The following is a 25054-nucleotide window of genomic DNA, read 5'->3' on the forward strand; positions in this document are numbered from 1 at the left end:
ATCTCTCCCTGTCGTCCCGTAGGTCTCGCACCGGTTCGCCGGCACCCGAGCCCCCGCATGCCCTCCCCGATCGCGGGGCGCTCACCGAAATGACCCGGGGGAGTCCGATGCCGCCTGTCCGCACCGGCCACCATGCCGATCCGGAAACAGACCGGCATGAAGTTGTCCCCACCTCGGCCAGGGGATGGCTGTGGAAGCGTCCCGAGTCGGCGGCCTGTTCGTCCACAGCCGTCCACAGGTGATCGGCGCAGGCCGGGGCGGCGCACCCATATCGGAACGACCGGCCTGGCCTGCCGGACCCAGGAGGACGTATCCTCCACTCGGAGGGGCAGCCGACCCGGTGGCTCGATACGGGGTACGGTCTGATGTCGGTCGCTCGTGCCAGACTCCTGGGGCGGTCGGTCCGGATCTCCGACCGCCGCATCGACCGCCGCGTGATGTGCCGGCGGAGTCGGCGCAGCGGGATACACGGGGGCAGGACAGCCGCCGATCCACACTGAACGGGAGAGGACACCTCGGGCGATGGACCTTGCAGGCATGAAGTTTCGGGTCGCGCGTGAGGATTTCGCGGAGTCGGTCGCCTGGGTGGCACGCAGTCTGCCGTCGCGCCCGCCGGTCCCGGTACTCGGCGGAGTCCTGCTGGTCGCGGACGAGGACGGGTTGACCGTCTCCGGCTTCGACTACGAGGTTTCCGCGCAGATGAGAGTCGCCGCGGAGGTCGCGGGGCCCGGCCGGGTCCTGGTCTCGGGCAAACTGCTGGCGGATATCACCAAGGCGCTCTCCAACAAGCCCGTGGACGTCTCGGTCGACGGCACGCGGGTGCTGATCCAGTGCGGGAGCGCGAAGTTCTCGCTGCCGACCATGCCGGTCGAGGACTACCCCCAGTTGCCCGAGGTGCCGCAGTCCAGCGGCGAACTGGCGGTGGAGGTGTTCGGCGAGGCGGTCGGTCAGGTGGCGGTCGCGGCGGGGCGCGACGATACGCTGCCCATGCTCACCGGTATCCGGGTCGAGATCGAAGGACCGCAGGTGGTCCTTGCGGCGACCGACCGGTTCCGGCTCGCGGTGCGGCATATCCAGTGGCAGCCCGCGCGTACCGATATCGAGACCGCGGTACTCATCCCCGCCCGGACCCTGTCCGAGGCCGCCAAGACGCTCGGCGCGGCCGATCGGCCGGTGCAACTGTCCCTGGGCTCCGGCGCGGGCGCCGACGGCCTGCTGGGGATCGTGAACGGCGGACGGCGGACGACTACCAGGCTGCTCGATGCCGAGTTCCCGAAATTCCGCCAGCTGCTCCCCAAGGAGCACACATCGATCGCCACACTGGAGGTCGCGTCGCTCGCCGAGGCGATCAAACGCGTCGCGCTCGTCGCCGAGCGAGGCGCGCAGGTGCGGTTGGAGTTCTCCGGTGAAGGCCTGCTGCTGTCGGCGGGTGGCGATGACGCCGGACGGGCCGAAGAGTGGCTCACCGCCGATTTCCGGGGCGAGCCGCTGACGATCGCCTTCAACCCCGGATACCTGATCGATGGGCTTTCGGCGTTGCGCTCCGACCGGGTCACCTTCGGCTTCACGACGCCCAGTCGCCCCGCGGTCCTGCTGCCCGCGCGTGAGGAGGAACCGGAGCCGCTCGACACCGGTGCCTATCCCGCGTTGGCGAGCGATTACATCTACCTGTTGATGCCGGTCCGGCTTCCGGGCTGAGTGGGCGTGGGTTCGGTAGCGACCACTCGGCGCGTAGCTGTTCGGGAGGCCGTGGTGTCCCGCATCGCGATCGCGGCGGGGCACGACAGCGATACCTCCGCAAACCACCGCTCCGACCTGCACTGTCCGGAGTTATCCACAGCTGTGGATAACTCGGTGCTCATCTCCCGGACGGTGTGAAAAGGTGCATATCCGGGCTCTGACCTTGCGTGACTTCCGATCCTGGGAACAGGCTGAGATCGAGTTATCCACAGGCCCTACGGTTTTCCTGGGGGCGAACGGTAACGGCAAGACCAACCTGCTGGAAGCTCTGGGCTACCTGTCCAACCTCGGATCGCACCGGGTTTCCGCGGACGCTCCGCTGATCCGATCGGGTGCGGACCGGGCTCGGATCGGCGCGAATGTGGTGAATCTCGGTCGGGAGCTGCGCGTCGACATAGAACTCAACCGCGGTGTCGCCAATCGAGCGCAGATCAATCGTTCACCGGTGCGTCGTCCCCGGGAGATTCTCGGCATTCTGCACACCGTGTTGTTCGCGCCCGAGGATCTGGCTCTGGTCCGGGGCGACCCGGGAGAGCGCCGCCGCTTTCTCGACGAGTTGTGCACCGCGCGGCGCCCCGGTCTGGCCGGGGTCCGCGCGGATTACGACCGGGTGCTGCGGCAGCGGTCCGCCCTGTTGAAGACCGCCGGTCGGTCGGCGCGGGCAGATCTGAACACCCTCGATGTGTGGGACGGGCATCTCGCCGCGCACGCGTCGGTGCTGCTCGCGGAACGCCTGAGTCTGGTGCACGAGCTGCACCCCCACCTGGTGCGCGCCTACGCGGCTCTCGCACCGGAGTCACGCCCGGCCGCGGTCGGCTACCGCAGTGGCGCGCTGCCTGCCGAACTACTCGATCCGGACCGGGTGCCGGAACCGGACGATCCCGCGATGCTGGAGGAGATACTGCTGCGGGAACTGGTGGCGGCGCGGTCCAAGGAACTCGAACGGGGTATCTGCCTGGTCGGTCCGCACCGTGACGATCTGGACCTGATGCTCGGCGCGACCCCGGCCAAAGGGTTCGCCAGCCACGGTGAATCCTGGTCGTTCGCCCTGGCCCTGCGGCTGGCGGCGTTCGAGCTGTTGCGCGCCGGCGGTACCGAACCTGTGCTGTTGCTCGACGATGTGTTCGCCGAGCTCGACCGGCGGCGGCGCACCGCACTGGCCGCGGTGGCGGCCGCCGCGGAGCAGGTACTGGTCACCGCCGCCGTGCCCGAGGACGTGCCGGCCGAGCTGGTCGGGAACACGGTCCGGGTAACGACCACGGGTGACCCCGAGCACCGGGTCTCCGGCCTGTTACCCGCGCCGCCGGAGTCTCTTCCGCCGCCCGCCGCGGACCTGCCGGAGACGGTCGCCGGTGATCTGCCGGGATGACGGACACGCACCCGGTGCTGCCTTGCATGCGGGCCGGGGCGTTCGTAGAGTGAGCCGGTACACCGGGCCGTTATCCCCAATCGGCCTGCAGTATGCAAGTTATCCACAGCCTGTGGATAACTTGTTTCACCAGGTCGTCGCTCCGTAGCCCGGCCGGCGACCGGCCCCGGTCGGCGGCAACCGGCGCAGGTGCCGCAATAACTACCTTGACCTGGGTGTTTATCCAGCAAGGCAGTCGCTTGCCCGATTCGGGAACTTCGGTACCGAAGTTGGGTTCCCGGATGTGCACAGCCTGAGGAAAAACCGGTCAGCCTGGGGATAACTCGGATCGGTGAGCGGAGCAGCGATGATCGACCAGCCCGGAACGCCCGGTGGCGCGACGCCCCCGCCCGAACCGGAGTTGCGCGGTGTCGATCTTGCCCGCCGTGCGCTGGAGGAGGCCCGGGCCGCCGCCCGCGCGAGTGGGAAATCAGTCGGTCAGGGCCGTTCGTCGCCGCGCCGCGGCCATCGTTCCGGTGCTCGCCGCCGCGGTGGCTGGTCCGGCCCCCGGCCCGACGACCGTGATCCACAGCCGCTGTCCAAGCTCGCCACCTCGATCGCGCGCAGCCGTGGCTGGTCCACCAAAGTCGCCGAGGGCACGGTCTTCGGGCATTGGTCCGGTGTGGTCGGCGAGGATATCGCCGCCCACGCGAAACCGGTGAAGCTCGAGAACGGCGTGCTCAGCGTGGCCGCCGAGTCCACCGCTTGGGCGACTCAGCTACGCCTGTTGCAGTCGCAGTTGCTCGCGAAGATCAGTGCCGCCGTGGGCCCGGGGGTGGTGCGCTCGCTGCGCATCTCCGGTCCGACGGCGCCGAGTTGGCGTAAGGGGCAACGGCATGTCCGTGGCCGGGGCCCGCGCGATACCTACGGATAGCACCCGGTTTCACGTGGAACGCGACCGCTTTTGCGGCCTCGGCCCCACAGTGAACTCTCAGGACGAATCTGATGGTCGGAAACCGCCGCGCTGCGAAGGGACCCGTGCCGGTCTGATTTCTCCCATCCTGGAAGCCGTCAGGGGTGTCGCAGATGCACTGTAAGTTGGACTGCGAAGTAGGATGGAAACGTAAATCAGCGGCGATACCTTCGGCGCGTTGTGTGCAGCCCTCTGAGCGATCCCGGGCCCACCTGCGCTGTCCCACCGCCGTCCCGGGGATCAGCAAGTAAGGAGAGCTACCGACCAGTGGCTGCCAACGACTCCAAAGCACCAGGCCCGAGCAAGGCATCGGACAAGAAGGAATACGGCGCCTCTTCCATCACGGTCTTGGAAGGGCTCGAGGCCGTTCGCAAGCGGCCGGGTATGTATATCGGTTCGACCGGTGAGCGCGGTCTGCACCACCTGATCCAGGAGGTTGTGGACAACTCGGTCGACGAGGCCATGGCCGGCTATGCCACCCGGGTGGACGTCACGCTGCTCGCCGACGGCGGTGTACAGGTGATCGACGACGGCCGCGGTATTCCGGTGGGCATGCACGCCCAGGGCATTCCGACCATCGAAGTCGTCATGACCCAGCTGCACGCGGGCGGCAAATTCGACTCCGACTCCTATGCCGTGTCCGGTGGTCTGCACGGAGTCGGTATCTCCGTCGTCAACGCGCTGTCCACCCGGCTCGAGGCCGAGATCGACCACGACGGCTATCACTGGACCCAGACCTATAAAGACGCGAAGCCCGGCAAGCTGGTGCAGGGTGAGGCGACGAAGGCCACCGGCACCACCATCCGGTTCTGGGCAGACCCGGAGATCTTCGAAACCACCTCCTACAACTTCGAGACGGTCGCGCGTCGGTTGCAGGAGATGGCGTTCCTCAACAAGGGTCTGACCATCGTCCTGACAGACGAGCGGGTGACCGAGAGCGAAATCACCGACGATGTGGTGAGCGAGACGGCGGACGCGCCGAAACATGTCGACGAGACGGCGCCCACCGAGCACAAGGTGAAATCGCGTACCTATCACTATCCGGGTGGGCTGGAGGATTTCGTCCGGCACATCAACCGCACCAAACAGGCGATCCACAATTCGGTGGTGGGTTTCACCAGCAAGGGCACCGGGCATGAGCTCGAGGTCGCCATGCAGTGGAATTCCGGCTACTCGGAGTCCGTGCACACCTTCGCCAACACCATCAACACTCATGAGGGTGGCACGCACGAGGAGGGCTTCCGCGCCGCGCTGACCACGGTGGTCAACAAGTACGCCAAGGAAAAGAAGCTGCTCAAGGAGAAAGACGGCAACCTCACCGGTGACGATATCCGTGAGGGATTGGCGGCCATTGTCAGCGTCAAGGTGAGCGAGCCGCAGTTCGAGGGCCAGACCAAGACCAAACTCGGCAACACCGAGGTCAAATCCTTCGTGCAGCGCACCTGCAACGAACATCTGTCGCATTGGTTCGAGGCGAACCCGGCCGACGCGAAGACGATCGTGAACAAAGCGGTGTCCTCGGCGCAGGCCCGGGTGGCCGCACGCAAGGCGCGTGAGCTGGTTCGCCGCAAGAGCGCCACCGATCTCGGCGGATTGCCGGGCAAGCTGGCCGACTGCCGGTCCAAGGATCCGAGTAAATCCGAGATCTACATCGTCGAGGGCGATTCGGCCGGTGGTTCGGCGAAATCCGGTCGCGATTCGATGTATCAGGCGATCCTGCCGCTGCGCGGAAAGATCATCAACGTCGAAAAGGCGCGAATCGACCGGGTCCTCAAGAACAACGAGGTCCAGGCGATCATCACGGCGTTCGGCACCGGTATCCACGACGAATTCGATATCGCCAAGTTGCGGTATCACAAGATCGTGCTGATGGCCGACGCCGACGTCGACGGCCAGCACATCTCGACCCTGCTGCTCACCCTGCTGTTCCGCTTCATGCGTCCGCTGGTCGAACAGGGTTTCGTTTTCCTGGCGCAGCCGCCGCTGTACAAGCTGAAATGGCAGCGTTCCGAGCCCGAGTTCGCCTACTCCGACCGTGAACGTGACGGGCTGCTGGAGGCCGGGCTCGCGGCCGGTAAGAAGATCAACAAGGACGACGGTATCCAGCGCTACAAGGGTCTGGGCGAGATGAACCCGAAGGAACTGTGGGAGACCACCATGGACCCGTCGGTGCGTGTCCTTCGTCAAGTGACGCTGGACGACGCGGCCGCCGCCGATGAGCTGTTCAGCGTGCTGATGGGCGAGGACGTGGCAGCGCGTCGCAGCTTCATCACCCGCAATGCCAAGGACGTCCGCTTCCTGGACGTGTAGCGACGCGTACCGCCGCGGCTGATTCCGGCCGCGGCGTGTTCTCCGCGATCGCCGCACCCGACTTCCTCCCGGACAAGGAGATTCCATGACCGACACCACCCTGCCGCCCAACGGTGCGGGCGACCGGATCGAACCGGTCGATATCCAGCAGGAAATGCAGAGCAGCTATATCGATTACGCGATGAGCGTGATCGTCGGCCGTGCGCTGCCCGAGGTTCGCGACGGCCTCAAACCGGTGCACCGCCGGATCCTGTACGCGATGTACGACAACGGCTACCGCCCCGATCGCAGCTATGTGAAGTCCGCGCGCCCGGTCGCCGACACGATGGGTAACTATCACCCGCACGGCGACTCCGCCATCTACGACACCCTGGTCCGGATGGCGCAGCCGTGGTCGATGCGGTACCCGCTGGTCGACGGCCAGGGCAACTTCGGCAGTCGCGGTAACGACGGTGCCGCCGCCATGCGGTACACGGAGTGTCGCCTGACTCCGCTGGCCATGGAGATGCTGCGCGAAATCGACCACGAAACGGTCGATTTCATCCCGAACTACGACGGCAAGACCATGGAACCGGTTGTGCTGCCGAGCCGGGTGCCGCACCTGCTGATGAACGGCAGCAACGGTATCGCGGTCGGTATGGCGACGAATATCCCGCCGCACAACCTCACCGAGTTGGCCGAGGCCATCTATTGGGCGCTGGAAAACTATGAGGCCGACGAGGAAGCCACCCTGGCCGCCTGTATGGAGCGGGTCAAGGGTCCGGACTTCCCGACCTCCGGTCTGATCGTCGGTAACCAAGGCATCCACGATGCCTACACCACCGGGCGTGGATCGATCAGGATGCGCGGCGTGGTCGAGATCGAGGAAGACCAGCGGGGTCGCACCACGATCGTCATCACCGAACTGCCGTACCAGGTCAATACGGACAACTTCGTCAACGCGATCGCCGAACAGGTCAAGGACGGCCGAATCGCGGGTGTCGCGGATATCCACGACGAGTCTTCTGACCGGGCAGGCCTGCGGATCGTCGTCACCGTCAAACGGGACGCGATCGCGAAGGTCGTGCTGAACAATCTCTACAAGCACACCCAGCTGCAGACCAGCTTCGGCGCGAATATGCTCTCGATCGTCGACGGCGTCCCGCGCACGCTGCGGCTGGACCAGATGATCCGGTTCTACGTCAAACACCAGTTGGACGTCATCATCCGGCGTACCCGGTACCTGCTGCGCAAGGCCGAGGAACGGGCCCATATCCTGCGCGGCCTGGTCAAAGCGCTGGATGCGCTGGACGAGGTCATCGCGCTGATCCGGCGCTCGGCGAATACCGATACCGCGCGTACCGGCCTGATGGAACTGCTGGACATCGACGAAACCCAGGCCACCGCGATCCTGGATATGCAGCTGCGCCGGCTCTCGGCGCTGGAGCGGCAGAAGATCGTCGATGAATTGACCAAGATCGAGGCCGAGATCGCCGATCTCAAGGATATTCTCGCCAAGCCCGAACGTCAGCGCGCGATCGTGCACGACGAGCTCGCCGAGATCGTCGAAAAATACGGCGACGGCCGGCGCACTCAAATCGTCTCCGCCGACGGAGATGTCGCCGACGAGGATCTGATCGCCCGCGAGGACGTGGTGGTCACCATCACCGAAACCGGGTACGCCAAACGCACCAAGACCGATCTGTACCGCAGCCAGAAGCGGGGCGGTAAGGGCGTGCAGGGCGCGGGGCTGAAGCAGGACGATATCGTCAGGCACTTCTTCGTGACCTCGACCCACGACTGGTTGTTGTTCTTCACCAACAAAGGCCGGGTCTACCGGGCCAAAGCATACGAACTGCCCGAGGCCAACCGCACTGCGCGTGGGCAGCACGTGGCGAACCTGCTGGCGTTCCAGCCGGACGAGAAGATCGCCCAGGTGATCCGGATCAAGTCCTACGAGGACGCCTCCTATCTGGTGCTCGCCACGCAGAAGGGCCTGGTCAAGAAGTCGCGGCTGGTCGATTTCGACTCCAACCGCAGCGGCGGGATCGTCGCGGTGAATCTGCGCGACAACGACGAATTGGTCGGAGCCGTACTGTGTTCCGCCGAGGACGACCTCTTGCTGGTCTCGGCGCAGGGACAGTCGATCCGCTTCTCCGCCACCGACGAGGCGTTGCGCCCGATGGGCCGCGCCACCTCCGGCGTCCAGGGCATGCGGTTCAACGCCGAGGACGCCCTGCTGTCTCTGAACGTCGTCCGTTCCGGGACATATCTGCTGGTCGCGACCTCGGGCGGGTACGCCAAGCGGACCGCCATCGAGGAGTACACGGCGCAGGGTCGCGGCGGAAAAGGCGTATTGACGATTCAGTACGACACCCGGCGTGGCACCCTGGTGGGGGCGCTCATCGTCGACGACGACGACGAGCTGTATGCGATCACCTCCAGCGGAGGGGTTATCCGCACTGCCGCCCGGCAGGTGCGCAAGGCCGGTAGGCAGACCAAGGGCGTGCGATTGATGAACCTCGGCGAGGGCGATACCTTGCTTGCGATCGCACGTAACGCCGACGAGCCCGAGCAGATCGACGGCGGCGGTTCTCCCGAGCAGTAATCCCATATCGGCGGCAAAGAACGGATCCGAGGATTCCCATTGACCACTCCGAAACAGCCGAGCGACGAGCGGCAGCAGACGAACGGTGTGACCGAGCGGGTCACCCCGTCCCCGATTTCGCCGCGCCCGACTCAGCGGCCGGGCGAGGCCGCGGACCACGAACAGAGCGGTGGCCAGCCGGGTGGTAATCCGCCCGGCGGTTCGCCCGCCGGTGGTCCGCAGCCCGAAAAGCAGGAGCAGCAAGGCGAATTCGCGTCCGAATCGCGCAACACCCCTGCGGACCGGAATTCCGGTCCGCAGGCCGGTGGCGGGCCGGGCGATCAGCAGGGCGGGAGCGGTAATCAGCAGGGCGGCAACGGCGGTGACGCGGGCCGCTATCAGGAGGGTTGGTCGCAGCTGCCGCAGCGGGAGCCGCAGTCGAACCTCTCACGGCCCGGCCATATGCCGGTGGGCGGTGCCCAGCAGCGCTCGGGCGGGCTGCAGGGCGGGGGGCTGCAGGGCGGCGGGCTCCAAGGTGGGGTCACCAATGCCCGCACCACCAGCGACCTGGCTGCCAAGGCGGCACGCAAGGAAGCGGCCATGTCCAAATCCGTTGGCCTGGACGGACCGACCCGCAGTATCGCCCGGCCGGAGCTGGTGAAAGATATGCCGGATCTGTCCGATATCCGGCATCCACTACCCCCCGAACCCCAGGCTCAGCACCCACAGCACAACCCGTACACGCCGCCGCCCCCCGCGGCCCCGTCCGCGCCGCCCGCTCCCCGTGGGCTGCCGCAGGCGGTGCTCGGCGGAGAACCGTTGCGCGCCACCGTTCAGTTGCGCCGCATCGATCCGTGGTCCACGCTGAAGATCACCCTGGTGATCAGCGTCGCCATGTTCTTCGTGTGGATGATCGCCGTCGCGCTGCTGTACATGGTGCTGGCGGGTATGGGCGTCTGGGAACGGCTCAACAGCACCTTCACCGATATGGTCTCCCCGGACAGCGGATCGGTGGGTCTGATCGATGCGGGCACGGTCTTCGGTTACGCGGGGGTGATCGGCCTGATCAACGTCGTGCTGTTCACCGCGCTGGCCACGGTCGGCACGTTCATCTACAACCAGTGCTGCGACATGGTCGGCGGAATCCAGGTCACCCTGGCCGACCCGGACTGATCGTTCGCACTACGAAACGGCCGGCGCCCGGTTACGGGCGCCGGCCGTTTCGCGTTGTGGGCGATCCCATCGGCGAACAACCCCTGAACGGCTGTTCTTCTCTCGGTCTATTTCGGGGCTGGAACACAGCCGGTCGACCGGGCGAAGTGCCGCGGATCCATGGTCGACCGCGGACGTAGGTACGGCTCTCGGTCCCGAGCCTGCCGGAACCACCCGTAACGTGGGAGTGATCACCGGCCCTTACCAGGCGTTTTGTCTTGTCATCGAGTGTTCCTGTAGTCTCTGTTCGGTCGTTGACGATAGTAAAGTCTCGCTAGCGTCCAACGATCAAAATCACGGGTCTATAGCTCAGGCGGTTAGAGCGCTTCGCTGATAACGAAGAGGTCGGAGGTTCAAGTCCTCCTAGACCCACAGAACAGAACCCGATCTGTTTCCGGCTGGTTTGTACCGCGCGGAACGGGTCGGGTTTTTGCTGTGCGGTGGCCATTGCGCTGACCGGTTCGGGCCTCGACGCGTATTGAATCGGCAACCACTAAGCTGTGCTCATGAAATACGTTCTCACCATCGGAATTGTCGCTGCGGTTCTCATCGGTATCAACAAGCTGCGCCGGCGTGATGACGACGATGCGTGGCACGCGGTTACCACCCGCTGACGCATCCTCCATCGTTGCCGGATGACCCGGTGCACACCGGGGAACTCATATGATCACGGCCGGGCCAGCAGTTCGATGACCGAGTACACCTGCTCGGTGGTCGGTATCGGCAGATTGTCCCGGCCGTGGATCAACCCGAGTCCGATGTACACCATCGCGCCGGCCCGCAGGCCGGCCTGATTCTCGTCGAAGCCGAGATCCAGCATGATTCGGTAGACGGTTTCGAATACCCCCTGATCCAGTTTGCGCACGGCGGCCGCGACCTTCGGATTGCTCCGCGACCATTCCCGCACTGTGGTCTCCACGATCCAGTGCCGGTGATCGACGAGCATCGCGGCCATTTTCTCGATACGGTCTTCCACCGGTATCGCCGCGAAGGCGCCGAGTTCGCGCACTGTGTCGCTCTGTACCGCGCTCCAGCGGTCGGCCATCGCCGCCATGAGCTGCTCGATATCGTCGAAGTGCCAGTAGAAGCTACCTTTGGTGACGCCCAGTTCCTGGCACAGTCGCGGGATCTTGATCGCCCCTACGCCTTCGCTCGACAGGAGGTGCAGCGCGCCGTCGACCCAGTCGTCGTAGGACAGCCGGGCCGGGCGTCGGCGCCGGCTCTGTTGGGCTCGAGCCTTTTTCGATTTCGGTCGCTGCGTCGCCGTCCGGGCATCGGGCGGGTCGGGGTGCGAAGCGGTGGACGGATCCGCCGTCATCGGTCCGATGGGTCAGCGCTGGGACTCATACCCCGATGGTAGGGGAGCGGGTCGGGGGCCTCGACGTATTCGTCGATCGCGGTGGTCGGCCCGATTCCTGTCCGGGGTCCGGCGTCCGCGCGTCTCGGTCTTCGCGACTCTGCTCACCGGTCCTTCTTCTCCGTACTCCATGGTACTGCGCTTCCATACATGTCAGTATGGTGTGGCCGCGCGACCGCGGCGGTGCACCAGAACGGCGACAGCCGGTCGATACACGGCTGTCCCGGCGAGGGAGAACAGCGATGTCGATACCAGCGACGACCCCGGACAGCAGCACCGAAAAGGCCGCCGGTCGGTGTCCGGCGGCCTTCCGCTATTGGCAGGCCCGGGAGAACCCGCGGGTCCGGTGGGCCGAACGGATGGTTCGCAGGCTCACCGGCAGTGAGCTGTTCCCGACCGATGAGCAGGCCGCAGCATTGTGCGCGGATATGTTCTCCGGCGATCCGGTCGCGGAACGGTTCGTCGCGGAGGTCGTGCGCGGTGAGATCGGGCGCGAACGCGGACGGTCGCTGCTGGAGACCGCCCTGCGCGACGGAATCGACGCCGTTCCCGGGGCCCCGGACGCCATGTGTGCCCTGTTCGACGAGTTCGAGACCGTTCCCGACTGGGTCCAACCCGAACTCGTGGAGCGCGGTGCCGCGGTATGGCGGCGCTGGGGCACGATGCTGTTCAGTTTCGCCGGCGCCGAAACCCTGGAGATGTACACCGAATCCGCGGTCGCCACACCCTTGTCGCTGGCCGGCGGGTACGCGGGCGACAGCGCATTGCGCCGCTTCCTGGAGACCTGCCGGTTCTGGATGGATGTCTCCCGGCCGGGCGCGCTGCTGACGCCGGGGTCGGCGGGGCGGGCTACCGCACTGAAGGTGCGGATCATGCATGTTTCGGTGCGCTCCGGAGTCGAGCGGCACCCGGAATGGGATATCGAACGGTGGGGGCTGCCGATCAGCCAGACCTACCAGTTGCTCACCCTGATCGCGGGCAGCACCATCCCCGGCCTGGGGCTGTGGGCGCTCGGCTATCAGACCACACCCGCGGAATTCCGTGCGCTCCTGCACTTTCAGAAGTACCTGGGATACCTGCTGGGTGTCCGGCTGGCCTGGCATCCGGAGACCGTCGCCGACACACTGCGGGTGATGGCGATGACAATGGTCGCCCGCGCCTACGACTCGGGCGATCACGGGGCCGAGCTCATCGAGTCCTATCCGGAGGCGTTCGCGCCCAGGAAGGAGCACCGCGGCCTAGCCCGCGTGCGCGCGCAGTACAACTACCGGATCAATTCGGCCTATCCGGCCCTGTACATGCTGCCCACCACGCGCCGGAACTATCGCATGCCGTCCGCGTTCCCGTGGGTACTGCTGCCCATCGCCCGGATTCCGCTGGTGACCGTCATGGAGGTCGCGCGGCGGATCCCGCCGATCGGACGCCTGCACGAACAGATCATGCTCTGGCATCGGGAGAACTGGTATCGCGAGCAGATGCAGGGCCGCGAGGCGGAGTTCGAGGCCAGCGGTGCGCTGCGCAGGTGATACGCCGTCCGGGCCGGGTACCCTTGTTTGACGGTGTACGTGCCGGAACGCTACTGTTTCGCAGGCGACTCGCGGCGCGCCCGCCTGTCCGGCCGGGGCCTTAGCTCAATTGGCAGAGCACTGCCTTTGCAAGGCAGGGGTTAGGGGTTCGATTCCCCTAGGCTCCACTTCAAAACGCCTCCTACCTGTGAGAACAGGCCGGAGGCGTTTCGTATCTCAGGTCCGTGCCCTGCTCACCCGAGTGCCCTGCTCACCCGAGTTCATCGGCGGAGGCGACGACCACTCCGTACAGGTCGGCGATCGTCGCCAACGCGCTGTGGTGCAACCCGTCGGCCGGTATTTCGGATACGAGCCCGGCCAGCGGCCGCGTCGCGCAGGCGTCCGCGACGACAGTCGGCCTGTTCCCGCGGAGGAAGGCGCCTTCGGCGGTGAAGGTGACACACATGTGGGTCATGAAGCCGGCGATGACCAGATCGGTGTTACCTGCCCGATATCACCTTCGCGGAGGTCGCGACTCGCGCCATCGACACCCTGGTGGTTCCGGGGGCGGTCGAGTCCGACGAGCGGCGCCGCGTCCGGGCGGTCGCCGACGCCGCTGTCGCGGAACGGGTCCGCGAGCTCGCCGGCAATACGCGACGGGTCGCATCGGTATGCGTCGGAGCGCATCTCCTGGCCGCCGCCGGGCTCCTCGACGGGAAACGGGCGACCACCCACTGGTCGACGGCGCGGCAACTCGCCGCCGAATATCCCGCGGTCACCGTCGACGCGGACCCGATATATATCCGGGACGGGGATGTCTGGACGGGAGCCGGGCTGAGTGCGTGCATCGATCTCGCGCTGGCGCTGGTCGCGGACGACTTCGGTGAGGCGTTGGCGCTGCGCGTCGCGCGACAGCTGGTCGTTTACCTCAAACGTCCCAGCGGCCAGAGTCAGTTCAGTGTTCCCCTCGACCCCCTTTCGACGACGCGGCGGATAGACGAGATCCGCCACTACATCACTCGCAACGTCACCGAACATCTCACCGTGGCCGCACTGGCGGAGCGAATGCACGTCAGCGAGCGGCAACTCACCCGCGTCTTCAAACAGGAGCTCGGTACGACACCGGCGGCCTACATCGAGCGCGCCCGGGTCGAGGTCGCCCGCAACCGGCTGGAAACCACTGACGACACCCTCGAACGCGTCGCCGCGATCAGCGGGCTGAACACCGTCGACACCCTCGCGCGGGCTTTCCGCCGGACACTGCGGGTCACACCCGCCGATTACCGGAAGCGGTTCCGGACGGGTTGATCGGAACGCGCTCGGATGGGCTCGCGAAGCTCACGGCCGTGGGTCAGCAGGCCGCTCGGCCGAGCCGGTCGCGGTGCCGGTCACCCCACTCCTCCAGTGGTCGCAGGGCCCGGGCGAGATCCTCACCCAGTGGAGTCAGGGAGTATTCGACCCGCGGCGGGATCTCCGGGTACACCTCGCGGTGGACGACGCCACTGGTTTCCAGCTGACGCAGATTCTCGGTGAGCACCTTCTCGCTCACTCCGGTCAGGTTCCGGCGGATCTGCCCGAACCGCCGGGGGCCCTCGCCGAGGATCCACATCAGATGCAGTTTCCATTTGCCGCCGACCACGTCGATGGCCACCGACATACCGCATACCTCGTGATCCGTATCACCGATACCGGTCACTGCGTCCTCCCGACCTCGATACGGACCTCGCGGTAAGCAACCACACCCGCGAGTGCGTTCTTTCCGACTCTACCTGCGGCGACGAGTATCGATACCGGCGCCGAAACCATCTGAACCACTATGGAAGAGGACACCCGTATGTCTCAGCAGAACAGTCGGTCAGTCAGCGTGATCGGGCTGGGCCCGATGGGCCGGGCGATGGTCCGTGCGTTGCTGGCCGCCGGGACCGAGGTCACCGTGTGGAACCGAAGCGCTGAAAAGGCGGACGCGATGGCCGCACTCGGGGCGAAACGGGCCGCGACCATAGCCGAGGCCCTCGACGCCAACGAGGTGATCGTGCTGAGCCTGACCCACTATGCCGCGATGTACGACGTACTCGGCGGGGCAACCGACCGGCTTCCCGGGAAGGTGATCGCCAACCTATCGTCGGATTCGCCGGACAACGCTCGGAAAGGGGCGGGGTGGGTGCGGTCCCACGGCGCGGAGTTCGTCTCCGGCGGATTCATGTCCGCAGGCGACAATATCGCCCACCCGGCTTCGTATGTCTTCTACAGCGGCCCACGCGCGGTCTTCGAGGCGCACGCCGAACTGCTGCTTCCGCTGAGCCCCCAGGAGTATCTGGGCGAGGACGACGGTCTCGCCCAGGTGTTCTACCAGGCGCTGCTGATCACCTTCCATCCGTGGATGCTCGCGTTCGATCAGGCGTTGGCCGTGATCGAGCGATCCGGCAACGATATCGATCAGTTCTTGCCCTACGCCCAACGTTCCAGTGCGGCCTACCCGTTCTTCATGGCTGAATGGGCAGCGGCAGCGAAGAACGGTGGACAGGGTGATCTCGCCGCGTTCCAGATGATGGATGCGGGCGCGCAGCACATCATCGACGCGAGCGAAGAGGTCGGCGTGGACGCCACGCTTTCTCATGCGGCACAGGGCCTGTGGCGCCGGGCCCGAGCCGTCAGCGAACAGGCCGGGCGTCCGGTGTCGATCTTCGAACTGATGGGCTCCCGAGTTTCCTGACCGTGCGCCGGCGTTCGGCTCGGCACCGGCCGCTCGGCGTACCTCGACCCGAATGTCGATCGTTATGCGCGGTGGCCCGCACCGGGATTCGCCTGGCGCGCCTTCTCGGCGATCTCCTCGGCGTACGCCTGGTGGCCCACGCCGGGGAGTTGCTCGAGGGTCAGGCTCTCGATATCCCAGCGCGGTCGGGCGTCGGCGATGAACCGGATCGCGTCGCGGACATTGCGATCGTCGGCCGGTTTGCCGATATGCGCCGACGGGGTGTGCAGCCGGAGCCAGCCGAGCAGATCCGCTGCCGTGCCTTCGATGCCGGTGGCGGTGACGACATCGTCGGAGCCGGAGGTGTCGGGGAGTAGCAGACTGGTCGGGGAGACGCCCAAGGCGACCGCGAGCGCCATCAGATCGTCCACATCGATGCGGCGCTCACCCCGCTCGATCCGCGACAATCCGAGTACCGGGATCGGCCGGCCGAGAGCCTCGAGCCTGCGCGCGAGATCGGCATAGCCCAGGTTCATCCGGTTGCGATACCGAAGGACATTGTTGCGAACAGTATCCCCGGTGGGGCCGAAGGGGTTCTTCTTGATCACCACCTGACCAGGTTGATCTATCGAAATGATGGCGTCAAGGATCGTCTTGATCAGTCCAGGTCGGGGGGTTCGGAGCGGTCGAACGCCACCGTCAGATCATCTTGATAGCTATCGAAATGATCTGATGTAGAAGTGTTTTGATGGCATTCGGTCATCTATCAACTCGAGCGGGTGGCGAGAAGGTAGGCCTGCGGGGTCGGCTCCTCACCCCGGGCTCGGCGACCGAGCCGCGCGTCGACTGTGAAGCCGACGCCCTCGAGCAAATCCTCGATCTCCTCCGGTACGAGCCGGTGGAAGTCGAGGGATATGGCGTGCCCGAATCCCTCGTCGTGATGACTCACGTCACGACCGGCTTGGAAGGCGAGCAGGAGTGGTGCACCCGGTCGCAGCACCCGGTGGAACTCGGCGAGCACCGCGGCCCGTTCGGCGGGTGGGATATGGATGAGGGAGTACCAGGCGAGCGCGCCGGCCAGCGAATGATCCGCGATATCGAGTGCCGTCATCGAGCCCTCGTCGAATCGGATATCCGGAAAGCTGCGCCGGGCCATCTCCACCATGGCCGGTGACAGGTCGATCCCGTGCACTCGGACCCCCGCCGCGGACAAGAAGGCGGCGACCCGGCCCGGGCCACTACCGATATCGGCGACCGGTCCGGTATCGCCGACCAGTTCCGCGAACGCGGTGAGCACCGCCCTGGCCCAGGGGTCGCCTTCGAGTACCCCCTCGAAGTGCTGGGTGTAGGCGGTCGCGATCGCGTTGTAACCGGCACGAGTGGCGGAGAGGAAGGGAGGTTCGAGCACAGGGGCACAATAGCTTCCGGCCCCGCGAACCGGAGGCGACAGTGACGCCGCCGCTGCCGGGGCGTAGTTTTGAAGGTGTCGACCCTGATGGAGTGAGTGGAGAAGACCTGGTCATGTCCGCTGCGGAGCCTGCCGTACCCGGGATCGACGGCTCGGATTGGAGACGGGGAAGAGTCTTCTGGTTCGACTCGGAGAAGGGGTTCGGCTACATCAAACCCGATGACGGGACCGAACAGGTCTTCGTGGAATACCGGTGCATAGAAACGGACGGCTACCGGACTCTGCGTGCGGGTCAGCCGGTGCTGTTCGTCAGTACCGCCCGACCCCGTGGCCACGAGGCGGTGACCGTCCGCCCCGACGGGGCAGGTTAGTCCGCTGGAGCGGTGGTCAGCGCCGGACACCCATCGCGCCGCATACCGGAGCAGGCCAGTCCGCGACCGAGGTCGCCAGTTCGCGATCGAGGGCGGCCGCGATATCGGCGGCGAACGGTGTGGCCGATCTGGTGCGCAGATCGACGTGGACGGCGGTGACCTCGACGGTGCAGCTGAGCCGCCGGGTGGTGTCGTTGACCAGCAGCGCGATGATGTGCACGACCTTGTCGGAACGGTCGACACCCCGGACATAGATCGAAACGTCCTGGCCGACCAGGGTTTCGGCATAGTACCGGATGTGGTGTTCGGCGGTGAAGAATCCGACACCCCGGGTGCCGCGGTACTCGTCGCTGATCCCGACCCGATCGAAGACCCGGGTGGCGCCCGCTACGCACAGGTCGAAGTAGTGCGCGATGTTCATGTGATCGTTCTCGTCGCGGTAGGACTCCGGGACGGTGATCGGCCCCAGTTCCCGGGGCAGCGCGACCACCTGGTCGTAGTCGGGTATCGAGACGACGCCGGTCATATGTACTCCGCTCGGTTGGGCACGGCAACAGTGTATCGACACAGAACCGCCCCGGATCCGGGCGGATCAGGGGCGGTGACTGCCGGTCGAGTGGAATCAGAGCGGGCGCACGTCGATGACCTTGCGCAGCCGCGCCTTGTCGCGTTCGAGTTTGCGGGCTTCGTAGGCGATGGGGAAGTACCGCAGCCGCTCCGGCAGCAGCGGTATCAACCGGGCGACGAACCAGCCCAGAATCCGCAGTTTGCGTTCGTCGGACTCGCTCCAGGTGAGGCCGAGCTTCCGCCGGGCCGCTTCCGGTGTGGTGCCGACGGTGACGAAGTACTGCATCCGTCCGAACGGGTCGGTCAGCGCGCGCCATACCGGGTGCAGGACCCGGGGCAATTGGGTGGGCGCGGCGATGGTTCGGATGACCCGCAGGTAGTCCTTCGAGGTCTGAGTGGCTTCCAGGTGGTTCTCCACCTGATCCGCGAAGAACTTCTCGAAGTCCGCGTAGGTCGCCGGCAACTCCTTGGGCGGTACCGAGAAGTTGCGCATCAACTGGAGGGCTTCGCGGTAGTAGTCCTCTTTCTCGGTGCGGGTGAGCGGCCGTTTCGCGAAGTACTTCGCGTTCTCGGAGAACGCGAAGGTGCCGGTGTGCAGCACCCAGGCCCACGGGCCACTGGACAGCGCGGTATGGCGGACGCCTTCGGCGTCGGTGGTGTTGAGTGTCGCGTGCATCTTGCGCAGCCGGTCGGTTTCGCCGAGGGATTCCTCACCGCCGTAGGTCCACATCATCACCGCGGACAGACTGCGCACCGCGCGGCCGATCGGGTCGGTGCGGAAGGTGGAGTGGGCGTCGACCACCGCGGAGATGGTGGGCTCCATGGTCTGCAAGAGGAAGGCCGAGCCCGCGGTGAGGGAGAAGGTGATCAGGCCGGTTTCTTCCCAGGTCCGGGTGCCGGGACCGAATGGACGACGCTCCGCCGGAGCGTGCGTGTCGATGGCTGCGACGGACGCGGTCATGCGGATCTCCCTTGATCTACTGCATCGAGCTGGTGAGACGATGATACTGCAAATCTCTCACCATTGCGTTATATCGTCAGCCGCGGCCGACCGGATACGGAGCAGTGGGAAGCAGCGCGGGTCGCGAGACCGTCCGGCTCGAGAGTCTGGGTGTTGGGTGGCGTGTGGGGGCGGGGCGGGCCGTCGAGTGAGGGTGGAACCCCGAAATATGAGAGCGGGCCTCGGCGAAGGGGGGGAGTTAGCCGAGGCCCGCATAGGGTCGGCCCGGGGGGGAGGGGCCGACGGTGTCGATCCTACGCGATGTCGCCAATATGCGCGCACAAGGGGCCCAAGAGTTTCGAACTTTTTCTGGTGCGGATCACAGTGCTGCGAGCGGGTCCGCCGCTCGGTCATGGGTGGGTCGAAAATTATTGGTGCACAGCATGTTCCGCGATAACTCCTGGCTCATTCCGTCCAGCGGAACAAGGGTTGGCGCGACCGTCCGGGGTCATGCCCCGAGGCGCCCGGACGAACCTGTCGGACTCCGCTGTCACCATGCCGCTATGCCCTGTGATCGTGAGCACGAACACCCCTGCCGGGGTGATTCGGCGACGAACCGAGTATCGGCGCGTGCCGAATCGAGTAGTGCGCTACGCACGACCCGCCCGGCCGCCGCGGCGACGATGGAGTCTGTCGCACCTCGGACCGGCTACCCCGAGCACAGCCGGTCCGCGGTGCGGCTCCCGAGGTTCGGGGAGGTCACCGGGAAACCGGATAAATCGGATGAAAACGTCGGCGAGCGAGACAATACTGCTCACTATCGGCCGGTTGCCGAAGCGTTCAGGTCGGTGGCTCGATACCGCCACCGGCGATCTACGACTCGTCCTCGACAATCACTCGAACCAGGAGAATCATGCCCGACGCAATAGTCGCCGAGGGTCTCGTCAAACACTACGGCCGCCGGGTACGCGCCCTGGACGGGCTCGACCTCACGGTGCCCGAGGGCACGGTGACGGCCCTGCTCGGACCCAACGGGGCCGGAAAGACCACCACTGTGCGGGTGTTCACCACCCTGCTGGTGCCGGACTCCGGCCGGGCGACCGTAGCCGGGATCGACGTACTCGCTCAGCCCCGGGCGCTGCGCTCCCGGATCGGCACCTCGGGGCAGTACGCCGCGGTCGACGAATACCTGACCGGTTTCGAGAACCTCGAAATGGTCGGACGGCTCTATCACATGGGGACACGGCGCAGTAAGGAACGTGCTCGCGAACTACTGGACCGGTTCCGCCTCAGCGATGCCGCCGATCGGCCGGTCCGGGGCTACTCCGGTGGGATGCGCCGCCGGCTCGACCTGGCGGGTGCGCTGGTCGCCGATCCGCCGGTGCTCTTCCTCGACGAGCCGACCACCGGCCTGGACCCCCGGGCCCGGCTGGACCTCTGGGATGTGATCGAGGAACTGGTCGCGGGCGGTACCACCCTGCTGTTGACGACCCAGTACATGGAGGAGGCCGACCGCCTCGCGGATGCGATCGCGGTGATCGACCGGGGCCGGGTGATCGCGCGCGGCACCGCGGACGAACTGAAGAGCATGGTCGGTGGCGACCGGATCGAGCTGACCGTCGACCACGCCGACAATATGACCGTTGCGCAGCAGGCGCTCGCCCCGCTGGCCGACGGCGAAATACATCTCGAACCCGGGTTGCGCCGCCTGGTGGTACCGGTGAGCGACGGCTCTCAGGCGCTGGTCGCCGCCATCGGCAGGCTGACCGATCGGGGGGTGAAGATCCACGATGTCGGACTACGCCGTCCCTCGCTCGACGATGTCTTCCTCACGCTCACCGGTCACGAGGCCGAAGAGTCGGCGGACGGCGACGGAGGATTCGAGGATCGCGACGACCGATCCGACGGCGCTCGCGGTCCGGAACGGTCCACCGACGCCGGAACCGGATCCGGATCGGCGCCGACGGGCGAAGCAATCGAGGCGATGGAAGGAAAGACAAGATGACCGCGGTGGCGACGGCCGGCGATGCCCGGGATTCCCTGCCCTTCGCCGAACGAGTGTCCATGGTGGTCAGCGACAGTCTGACCGTCACCAAGCGCAATGTGATCAAGATAAAGCGAGTCCCCGACGTGCTGATCTTCAGCACGCTCTCGCCGATCATGTTCGTCCTGTTGTTCGCCTACATTTTCGGCACCGCGATCGAGGTGGAGGGTTTGGAGGGTGGCTATCGCGAATTCCTCGTCGCGGGCATCTTCGTCCAGACGGTCGTGTTCGGCTCCACCTTCACCGGGTTGAGCCTGGCCGAGGATATGCAGAAGGGCATCATCGATCGCTTTCGCTCCCTGCCGATGGCCCCGTCCTCGGTGCTGATCGGGCGCACCGTCAGCGATGTGGTGATCAATGTGGTGAGCCTGGTGGTGATGTCACTCACCGGGCTGGTCGTCGGCTGGCGGATCCGCGGTTCGTTCCTGGACGCGGTGCTGGCCTACGTCCTGTTGCTGCTGTTCGCCTACGCGATCTCCTGGATCATGGCCGTGGTCGGGCTGTTGGTCCATACGCCGGAGGTCTTCAACAACGCCAGCTTCATGGTGATCTTTCCGCTCACCTTCCTGGCGAACACCTTCGTGCCCCTGCAGGATCTGCCGACACCGTTGCGCGTATTCGCGGAATGGAACCCGGTATCAGCCCTTGCTCAGGCGACCAGGCAACTGTTCGGGAACACCTCTCCGGTTGTCGACAACTCCACCGCGTGGTCTCTGCAGCATCCCATCACCACAACACTGGTCTGGGTTGTGATCATCATGGCCGTCTTCGTACCGCTGGCGCTGCGTCAGTACCGCAGAACCGTCAGTCGCTGATCGGCCCGGGATCAGCGCTCGGTATCCGCGGTGGCTCCGGTATCAGGGGCTGCCGCCGCGCCGTTGCGGGTATGGCCGATCCGGGGCGGTGCGGGCGCTGGTTCAGGAGGTTGGGGGCGTTTACTGCGCACCAGCCAGGCCGTGCCGCCCGCCGCCGCGACCGCGGCGGCGGCCAGCAGCTTATAGCGCGAACGACTGGATGGACGCAGTGGCCTCGAGCTCATGGCTCAACTTTGGCACAGCCCGGCGGATAACGCAGACCGGCAGGTCAGGGCCCGCATCAACCGCCCTCGGTGTCAGCACCGGCGCGCTCCCGGTCGGGGTGCACCCGTGGCACGATGGGCAAGTGAGTACGACAAACCGGACCAGGTCGGCATCGCGTCCTGCGTCGGCCCAGCTGTCCGCGACCCGGAGTGATCGATGAATCCGCAGCAGCCGTCTCCGCCGGCCCAGGTCTGTGCCCGGCACACCGACCGTCCGACCGGCCTGTCCTGCACCAGGTGTGGTCGTCCGGCCTGTCCGGAATGCTTGCGTCCGGCCTCGGTCGGTCAGCACTGTGTCGATTGTGTGCGCGCTGATCAGCGGAGCACGCAGAAGGTGCGGACGGCCTCGGGCGCGGTCGCGTCCCGGAACTCGGTGCCTTTCGTCACCTACAGCCTCATCGCGCTGAACGTGCTGGTCTACGCGATCACCGTGGCGCAATCCCGTAGTCTGATGGCCAACGAAGGCGGATCTTCGCTGTTCGTGGATTGGGTCATGTACCCGCCGGCGGTCGCCGCCGGGGACTGGTTCCGGGTGATCGGCTCGGGGTTCCTGCACTATGGGCTGATCCACCTGCTGCTGAACATGTTCGCGCTCTACATCGTCGGGCGCGATATCGAGATGGTGCTCGGCCGGGTCCGCTACCTGGCGGTGTACCTGATCTCGTTGCTCGGTGGCTCGGCCGCGGTGATGCTGCTCGCTCAGAACAGTCTCACCGCCGGAGCGTCGGGCGCGGTGTACGGACTGTTCGGTGCGATCACGGTCATCCTGATCCGGTTGCGGCAGAACCCGAACAGCATGCTGATCTTGATCGGTATCAACGTGTTCATCAGCTTCTCGCTACCGGGGATCTCCCTGTGGGGTCACCTCGGCGGGCTTGCCGCGGGCACACTGGCAACCCTGGGAATCATGTTCCTGCCCGCGTGGGTGCGCGCCCGTACGCCGGAACGGGCAAGGCTGGTCGGCTTCATCGCACTCGCGGCCCTGGGTTTCGCTGCCCTGGCGGTGATCGCGCTCGCTGGTGCCGCGCTGCCCTGATCAGTACTACCGCGGCGCCGGCGGATCAGCACCGCGGACTGTTTTCGTCGCGCTATCAGGGGCTTGTGAAATAACGTGCCGCGCCGGGAGCTGAATGTTCTACGTGAAACATGCTGGCACCGGATGCGTGATGCGGCGATACCGTCGGGACGGCGGAGCGTGAACCACTCAGTGCGCTGATTCCCCGCGCAACCGCAGTTGCGTCCGCAACGTGTCGTAGACGTCTTCGGGATTCGTTCCGAGATCCCACCGGCCGAAGATGAGCAGCCGTTCCGACCCGAGATGGTCGACGTCGATCTCCAGCATCGGTGATTTACGGCCGAGTCGGCGATACCCCACCACCCGCGCACGCAGAATCTGGTCGCGGGTGTACTCGGTGACGCCGGTGAGAGTCCGCAGGACGAGTAGCGGGCTTTCGCCGGGTATCACCGATAGGCGGGGTCGCTGCCGCAACCCGAGCGCGGCCAGACCGAGCAGCGTCACAGCGGCCAGACCGAGGAGGATTTTGCCGGGGGCGTCTGCGATCAGCACCGCCCCGACCGCGAGAACCACGCCGCCGCCTGCCGCCGCGATGAGCGCGGGCAACGGGGTTGTCCAGGCCAGACGTGTTTCTGCGCCCTCGGGCTGCACGCGGCGTCCTCCCCATTTCCTCTCGAGGGTTATCCACAGGCTTATCCACAGGTGTGCATTAATTACACCCGTGTAATACCCGGGTCGGCGACGTCAGCGCCACCGCATGGTCATGATCAGACCGACCACCATCAGCCCGAACCCGATCAAGAAGTTCCAGGCATTGAGGTTGCTCATCCAGCTGATCTGATCGGCCGCCAGGTAGTAGACCAGCAGCCATACCAGGCCCGCGAGCATGAAGCCGAGCATGATGGCGACGTACCAGACGGGTGATGGGCCGACTGCTTTCACCTTCACCGGCGTACGGCTGGCGGGGTTGATCGTGTAGTCGGTCTTCTTCCGGACCTTCGACTTGGGCATGATGTCCTCGTGTTCAGCGTGCAGGTCGTGTTCCAAGGCTATCCCACCAGGTGATCGGTGTGACGCCCACCGGCCGAACCGTACGTGCCCCAGCAGGTGAGTCACCCCCGCGCCGTGCCGCGGGGGCACTGTGCGGACACATCGACCCGGATGCAGCGGCGGGACCGTACCCGGCATCGCCGCGCAACCCCAGGCCGGGCGGGGTGCGGTAGCCGCCGGGCACGTAATCTTTGTCCATGCGTGTACTCGTCGTCGACAACTACGACAGCTTCGTGTTCAACCTGGTCCAGTATCTGGGTCAGCTGGGCGTCGAGGCAGTGGTCTGGCGCAACGACGATCCGGAGCTGGCGGATCCGGGCGCGGTCGCCGGCGATTTCGACGGAATTCTCATCAGCCCCGGACCCGGCACCCCGGAACGGGCGGGCGCCAGTATCGATCTCGTGCGCGCCTGCGCCGATCGCGGAACTCCGCTACTCGGGGTCTGCCTGGGTCACCAGGCCATCGGCGCGGCCTTCGGCGCCACGGTGACCCGGGCTCCGGAACTGCTGCACGGCAAGACCAGCTCGGTGTTCCATATCGGCACGGGAGTGCTGGCCGGGCTGCCCGACCCGTTCACGGCGACCCGATACCACTCGCTCACCGTGGTGGAGAAGACGCTGCCGCCCGAATTCGATGTCATCGGCCGCACCGAGAGCGGCATCGTGATGGCGCTGCGCCACCACGAACTTCCACTGCACGGTGTGCAGTTCCATCCCGAGTCGGTGCTCACCCAGGGCGGGCACCGGATGCTGGCGAACTGGTTGGAAGTCTGCGGTGAGCGGCCCGAGGAGGGGCTGGTGCAGATGCTGGAGGCCGAGGTCGCCGCGCTGGCGATCCACTGACCGGAGAGCCGCTGCCGGGACGGTCCCGGCAGCGCC

24 protein-coding genes and 2 tRNA genes are annotated in these 25054 nt (G+C 66.0%); 16 read left to right on the top strand and 10 right to left on the bottom strand.

All coding sequences use genetic code 11. From position 1 onward, the window contains the following. The first annotated feature begins 522 nt into the window (after positions 1-522). The 7 genes from dnaN to OG804_RS22705 all read left to right on the top strand — a co-directional run bounded on the left by dnaN (position 523) and on the right by OG804_RS22705 (position 10521). A complete protein-coding gene (dnaN, locus tag OG804_RS22675; RefSeq protein ID WP_328389663.1) occupies positions 523-1698 on the top strand; it encodes a DNA polymerase III subunit beta in 1176 nt (391 codons plus the stop codon). A 184-nt stretch (positions 1699-1882) separates the two neighbouring features. Then, positions 1883-3109, top strand: coding sequence for a DNA replication/repair protein RecF (gene recF / locus OG804_RS22680; RefSeq protein ID WP_328389665.1), 1227 nt, complete (start codon positions 1883-1885; stop codon positions 3107-3109). A gap of 346 nt (positions 3110-3455) precedes the next feature. Continuing rightward, positions 3456-4022, top strand: coding sequence for a DUF721 family protein (locus OG804_RS22685; protein ID WP_328389667.1), 567 nt, complete (start codon positions 3456-3458; stop codon positions 4020-4022). Between the two features lie 306 nt (positions 4023-4328). Further along, the gene (gyrB, locus tag OG804_RS22690) at positions 4329-6371 is read left to right on the top strand and encodes a DNA topoisomerase (ATP-hydrolyzing) subunit B (protein WP_328389669.1); all 2043 of its coding nucleotides are present in this window, start codon (positions 4329-4331) and stop codon (positions 6369-6371) included. An 85-nt stretch (positions 6372-6456) separates the two neighbouring features. Continuing rightward, entirely contained in the window at positions 6457-8958 is a 2502-nt protein-coding gene (gene gyrA, locus OG804_RS22695) for a DNA gyrase subunit A (protein ID WP_328389671.1), read from the top strand. A 39-nt stretch (positions 8959-8997) separates the two neighbouring features. Then, positions 8998-10110, top strand: coding sequence for a DUF3566 domain-containing protein (locus OG804_RS22700; RefSeq protein ID WP_328389673.1), 1113 nt, complete (start codon positions 8998-9000; stop codon positions 10108-10110). Positions 10111-10447: 337 nt separating this feature from the next. Next, a tRNA-Ile gene (locus OG804_RS22705) sits at positions 10448-10521 on the top strand. A 295-nt stretch (positions 10522-10816) separates the two neighbouring features. Here OG804_RS22705 and OG804_RS22710 read toward each other — a convergent pair. Continuing rightward, positions 10817-11467: a TetR/AcrR family transcriptional regulator gene (locus OG804_RS22710; RefSeq protein ID WP_328389675.1), complete on the bottom strand. Its 651-nt coding sequence runs from the start codon at positions 11465-11467 to the stop codon at positions 10817-10819. Positions 11468-11748: 281 nt separating this feature from the next. On the opposite strand from OG804_RS22710, the gene OG804_RS22715 reads away from it, so the two are divergent. Both OG804_RS22715 and OG804_RS22720 read left to right on the top strand, forming a co-directional pair. After that, positions 11749-13032: an oxygenase MpaB family protein gene (locus OG804_RS22715; protein WP_328389677.1), complete on the top strand. Its 1284-nt coding sequence runs from the start codon at positions 11749-11751 to the stop codon at positions 13030-13032. A gap of 94 nt (positions 13033-13126) precedes the next feature. Next, positions 13127-13199 (top strand) — tRNA-Ala (locus tag OG804_RS22720). Between the two features lie 83 nt (positions 13200-13282). Here OG804_RS22720 and OG804_RS22725 read toward each other — a convergent pair. Continuing rightward, positions 13283-13486, bottom strand: a complete 204-nt coding sequence (locus tag OG804_RS22725) for an isochorismatase family protein (RefSeq protein ID WP_328389679.1) — start codon at positions 13484-13486, stop codon at positions 13283-13285. An 80-nt stretch (positions 13487-13566) separates the two neighbouring features. Between OG804_RS22725 and OG804_RS22730 the strand changes: the two genes are divergently transcribed. Continuing rightward, a complete protein-coding gene (locus OG804_RS22730) occupies positions 13567-14319 on the top strand; it encodes a GlxA family transcriptional regulator (RefSeq protein WP_328389682.1) in 753 nt (250 codons plus the stop codon). 43 nt (positions 14320-14362) lie between these two features. Here the strand turns inward: OG804_RS22730 and OG804_RS22735 are convergent, their stop codons facing one another. Then, positions 14363-14668: a winged helix-turn-helix transcriptional regulator gene (locus OG804_RS22735; protein ID WP_328398629.1), complete on the bottom strand. Its 306-nt coding sequence runs from the start codon at positions 14666-14668 to the stop codon at positions 14363-14365. Between the two features lie 177 nt (positions 14669-14845). Here OG804_RS22735 and OG804_RS22740 point away from each other — a divergent pair, with 177 nt between their 5' ends. Beyond that, positions 14846-15724: an NAD(P)-dependent oxidoreductase gene (locus OG804_RS22740; protein ID WP_328389684.1), complete on the top strand. Its 879-nt coding sequence runs from the start codon at positions 14846-14848 to the stop codon at positions 15722-15724. Positions 15725-15786: 62 nt separating this feature from the next. Here OG804_RS22740 and OG804_RS22745 read toward each other — a convergent pair whose 3' ends face one another. Both OG804_RS22745 and OG804_RS22750 read right to left on the bottom strand, forming a co-directional pair. Further along, positions 15787-16314 (bottom strand): helix-turn-helix domain-containing protein, encoded by a 528-nt coding sequence (locus tag OG804_RS22745; protein ID WP_328389686.1) that lies wholly within the window; start codon positions 16312-16314, stop codon positions 15787-15789. A 155-nt stretch (positions 16315-16469) separates the two neighbouring features. Then, the gene (locus tag OG804_RS22750) at positions 16470-17111 is read right to left on the bottom strand and encodes a class I SAM-dependent methyltransferase (RefSeq protein WP_328389688.1); all 642 of its coding nucleotides are present in this window, start codon (positions 17109-17111) and stop codon (positions 16470-16472) included. Positions 17112-17203: 92 nt separating this feature from the next. Between OG804_RS22750 and OG804_RS22755 the strand changes: the two genes are divergently transcribed. Further along, entirely contained in the window at positions 17204-17482 is a 279-nt protein-coding gene (locus OG804_RS22755; protein WP_328389690.1) for a cold-shock protein, read from the top strand. A 16-nt stretch (positions 17483-17498) separates the two neighbouring features. Here the strand turns inward: OG804_RS22755 and OG804_RS22760 are convergent, their stop codons facing one another. Next, on the bottom strand, positions 17499-18008 hold the full coding sequence (locus OG804_RS22760; protein ID WP_328389692.1) for an acyl-CoA thioesterase: 510 nt from the start codon (positions 18006-18008) through the stop codon (positions 17499-17501). Positions 18009-18104: 96 nt separating this feature from the next. Next, positions 18105-19010 carry an oxygenase MpaB family protein gene (locus OG804_RS22765; RefSeq protein ID WP_328389694.1) on the bottom strand — a complete coding sequence of 302 codons (906 nt, stop codon included), beginning with the start codon at positions 19008-19010 and terminating at the stop codon, positions 18105-18107. An 892-nt stretch (positions 19011-19902) separates the two neighbouring features. On the opposite strand from OG804_RS22765, the gene OG804_RS22770 reads away from it, so the two are divergent. Together OG804_RS22770 and OG804_RS22775 are read left to right on the top strand one after the other, a co-directional pair. Then, on the top strand, positions 19903-20994 hold the full coding sequence (locus OG804_RS22770; RefSeq protein WP_328389696.1) for an ATP-binding cassette domain-containing protein: 1092 nt from the start codon (positions 19903-19905) through the stop codon (positions 20992-20994). Between the two features lie 59 nt (positions 20995-21053). Further along, on the top strand, positions 21054-21848 hold the full coding sequence (locus OG804_RS22775) for an ABC transporter permease (RefSeq protein WP_328398631.1): 795 nt from the start codon (positions 21054-21056) through the stop codon (positions 21846-21848). A gap of 11 nt (positions 21849-21859) precedes the next feature. Here OG804_RS22775 and OG804_RS22780 read toward each other — a convergent pair whose 3' ends face one another. Beyond that, positions 21860-22072: a hypothetical protein gene (locus OG804_RS22780; RefSeq protein ID WP_328389698.1), complete on the bottom strand. Its 213-nt coding sequence runs from the start codon at positions 22070-22072 to the stop codon at positions 21860-21862. A 196-nt stretch (positions 22073-22268) separates the two neighbouring features. Here OG804_RS22780 and OG804_RS22785 point away from each other — a divergent pair, with 196 nt between their 5' ends. Then, complete coding sequence (locus tag OG804_RS22785; RefSeq protein ID WP_328389700.1) at positions 22269-23147, top strand: rhomboid family intramembrane serine protease; 879 nt, start codon at positions 22269-22271, stop codon at positions 23145-23147. A gap of 168 nt (positions 23148-23315) precedes the next feature. On the opposite strand, the gene OG804_RS22790 is transcribed toward OG804_RS22785, so the two are convergent. Next, positions 23316-23777 carry a PH domain-containing protein gene (locus OG804_RS22790; RefSeq protein ID WP_328389702.1) on the bottom strand — a complete coding sequence of 154 codons (462 nt, stop codon included), beginning with the start codon at positions 23775-23777 and terminating at the stop codon, positions 23316-23318. A 93-nt stretch (positions 23778-23870) separates the two neighbouring features. Then, the gene (crgA, locus tag OG804_RS22795) at positions 23871-24137 is read right to left on the bottom strand and encodes a cell division protein CrgA (RefSeq protein WP_328389704.1); all 267 of its coding nucleotides are present in this window, start codon (positions 24135-24137) and stop codon (positions 23871-23873) included. A 236-nt stretch (positions 24138-24373) separates the two neighbouring features. On the opposite strand from crgA, the gene OG804_RS22800 reads away from it, so the two are divergent. Beyond that, positions 24374-25018 (top strand): aminodeoxychorismate/anthranilate synthase component II, encoded by a 645-nt coding sequence (locus OG804_RS22800; protein WP_328389706.1) that lies wholly within the window; start codon positions 24374-24376, stop codon positions 25016-25018. Positions 25019-25054 lie beyond the last annotated feature (36 nt).

The sequence above is a fragment of the Nocardia sp. NBC_00416 genome (assembly GCF_036032445.1).
Taxonomy (GTDB): domain Bacteria; phylum Actinomycetota; class Actinomycetes; order Mycobacteriales; family Mycobacteriaceae; genus Nocardia.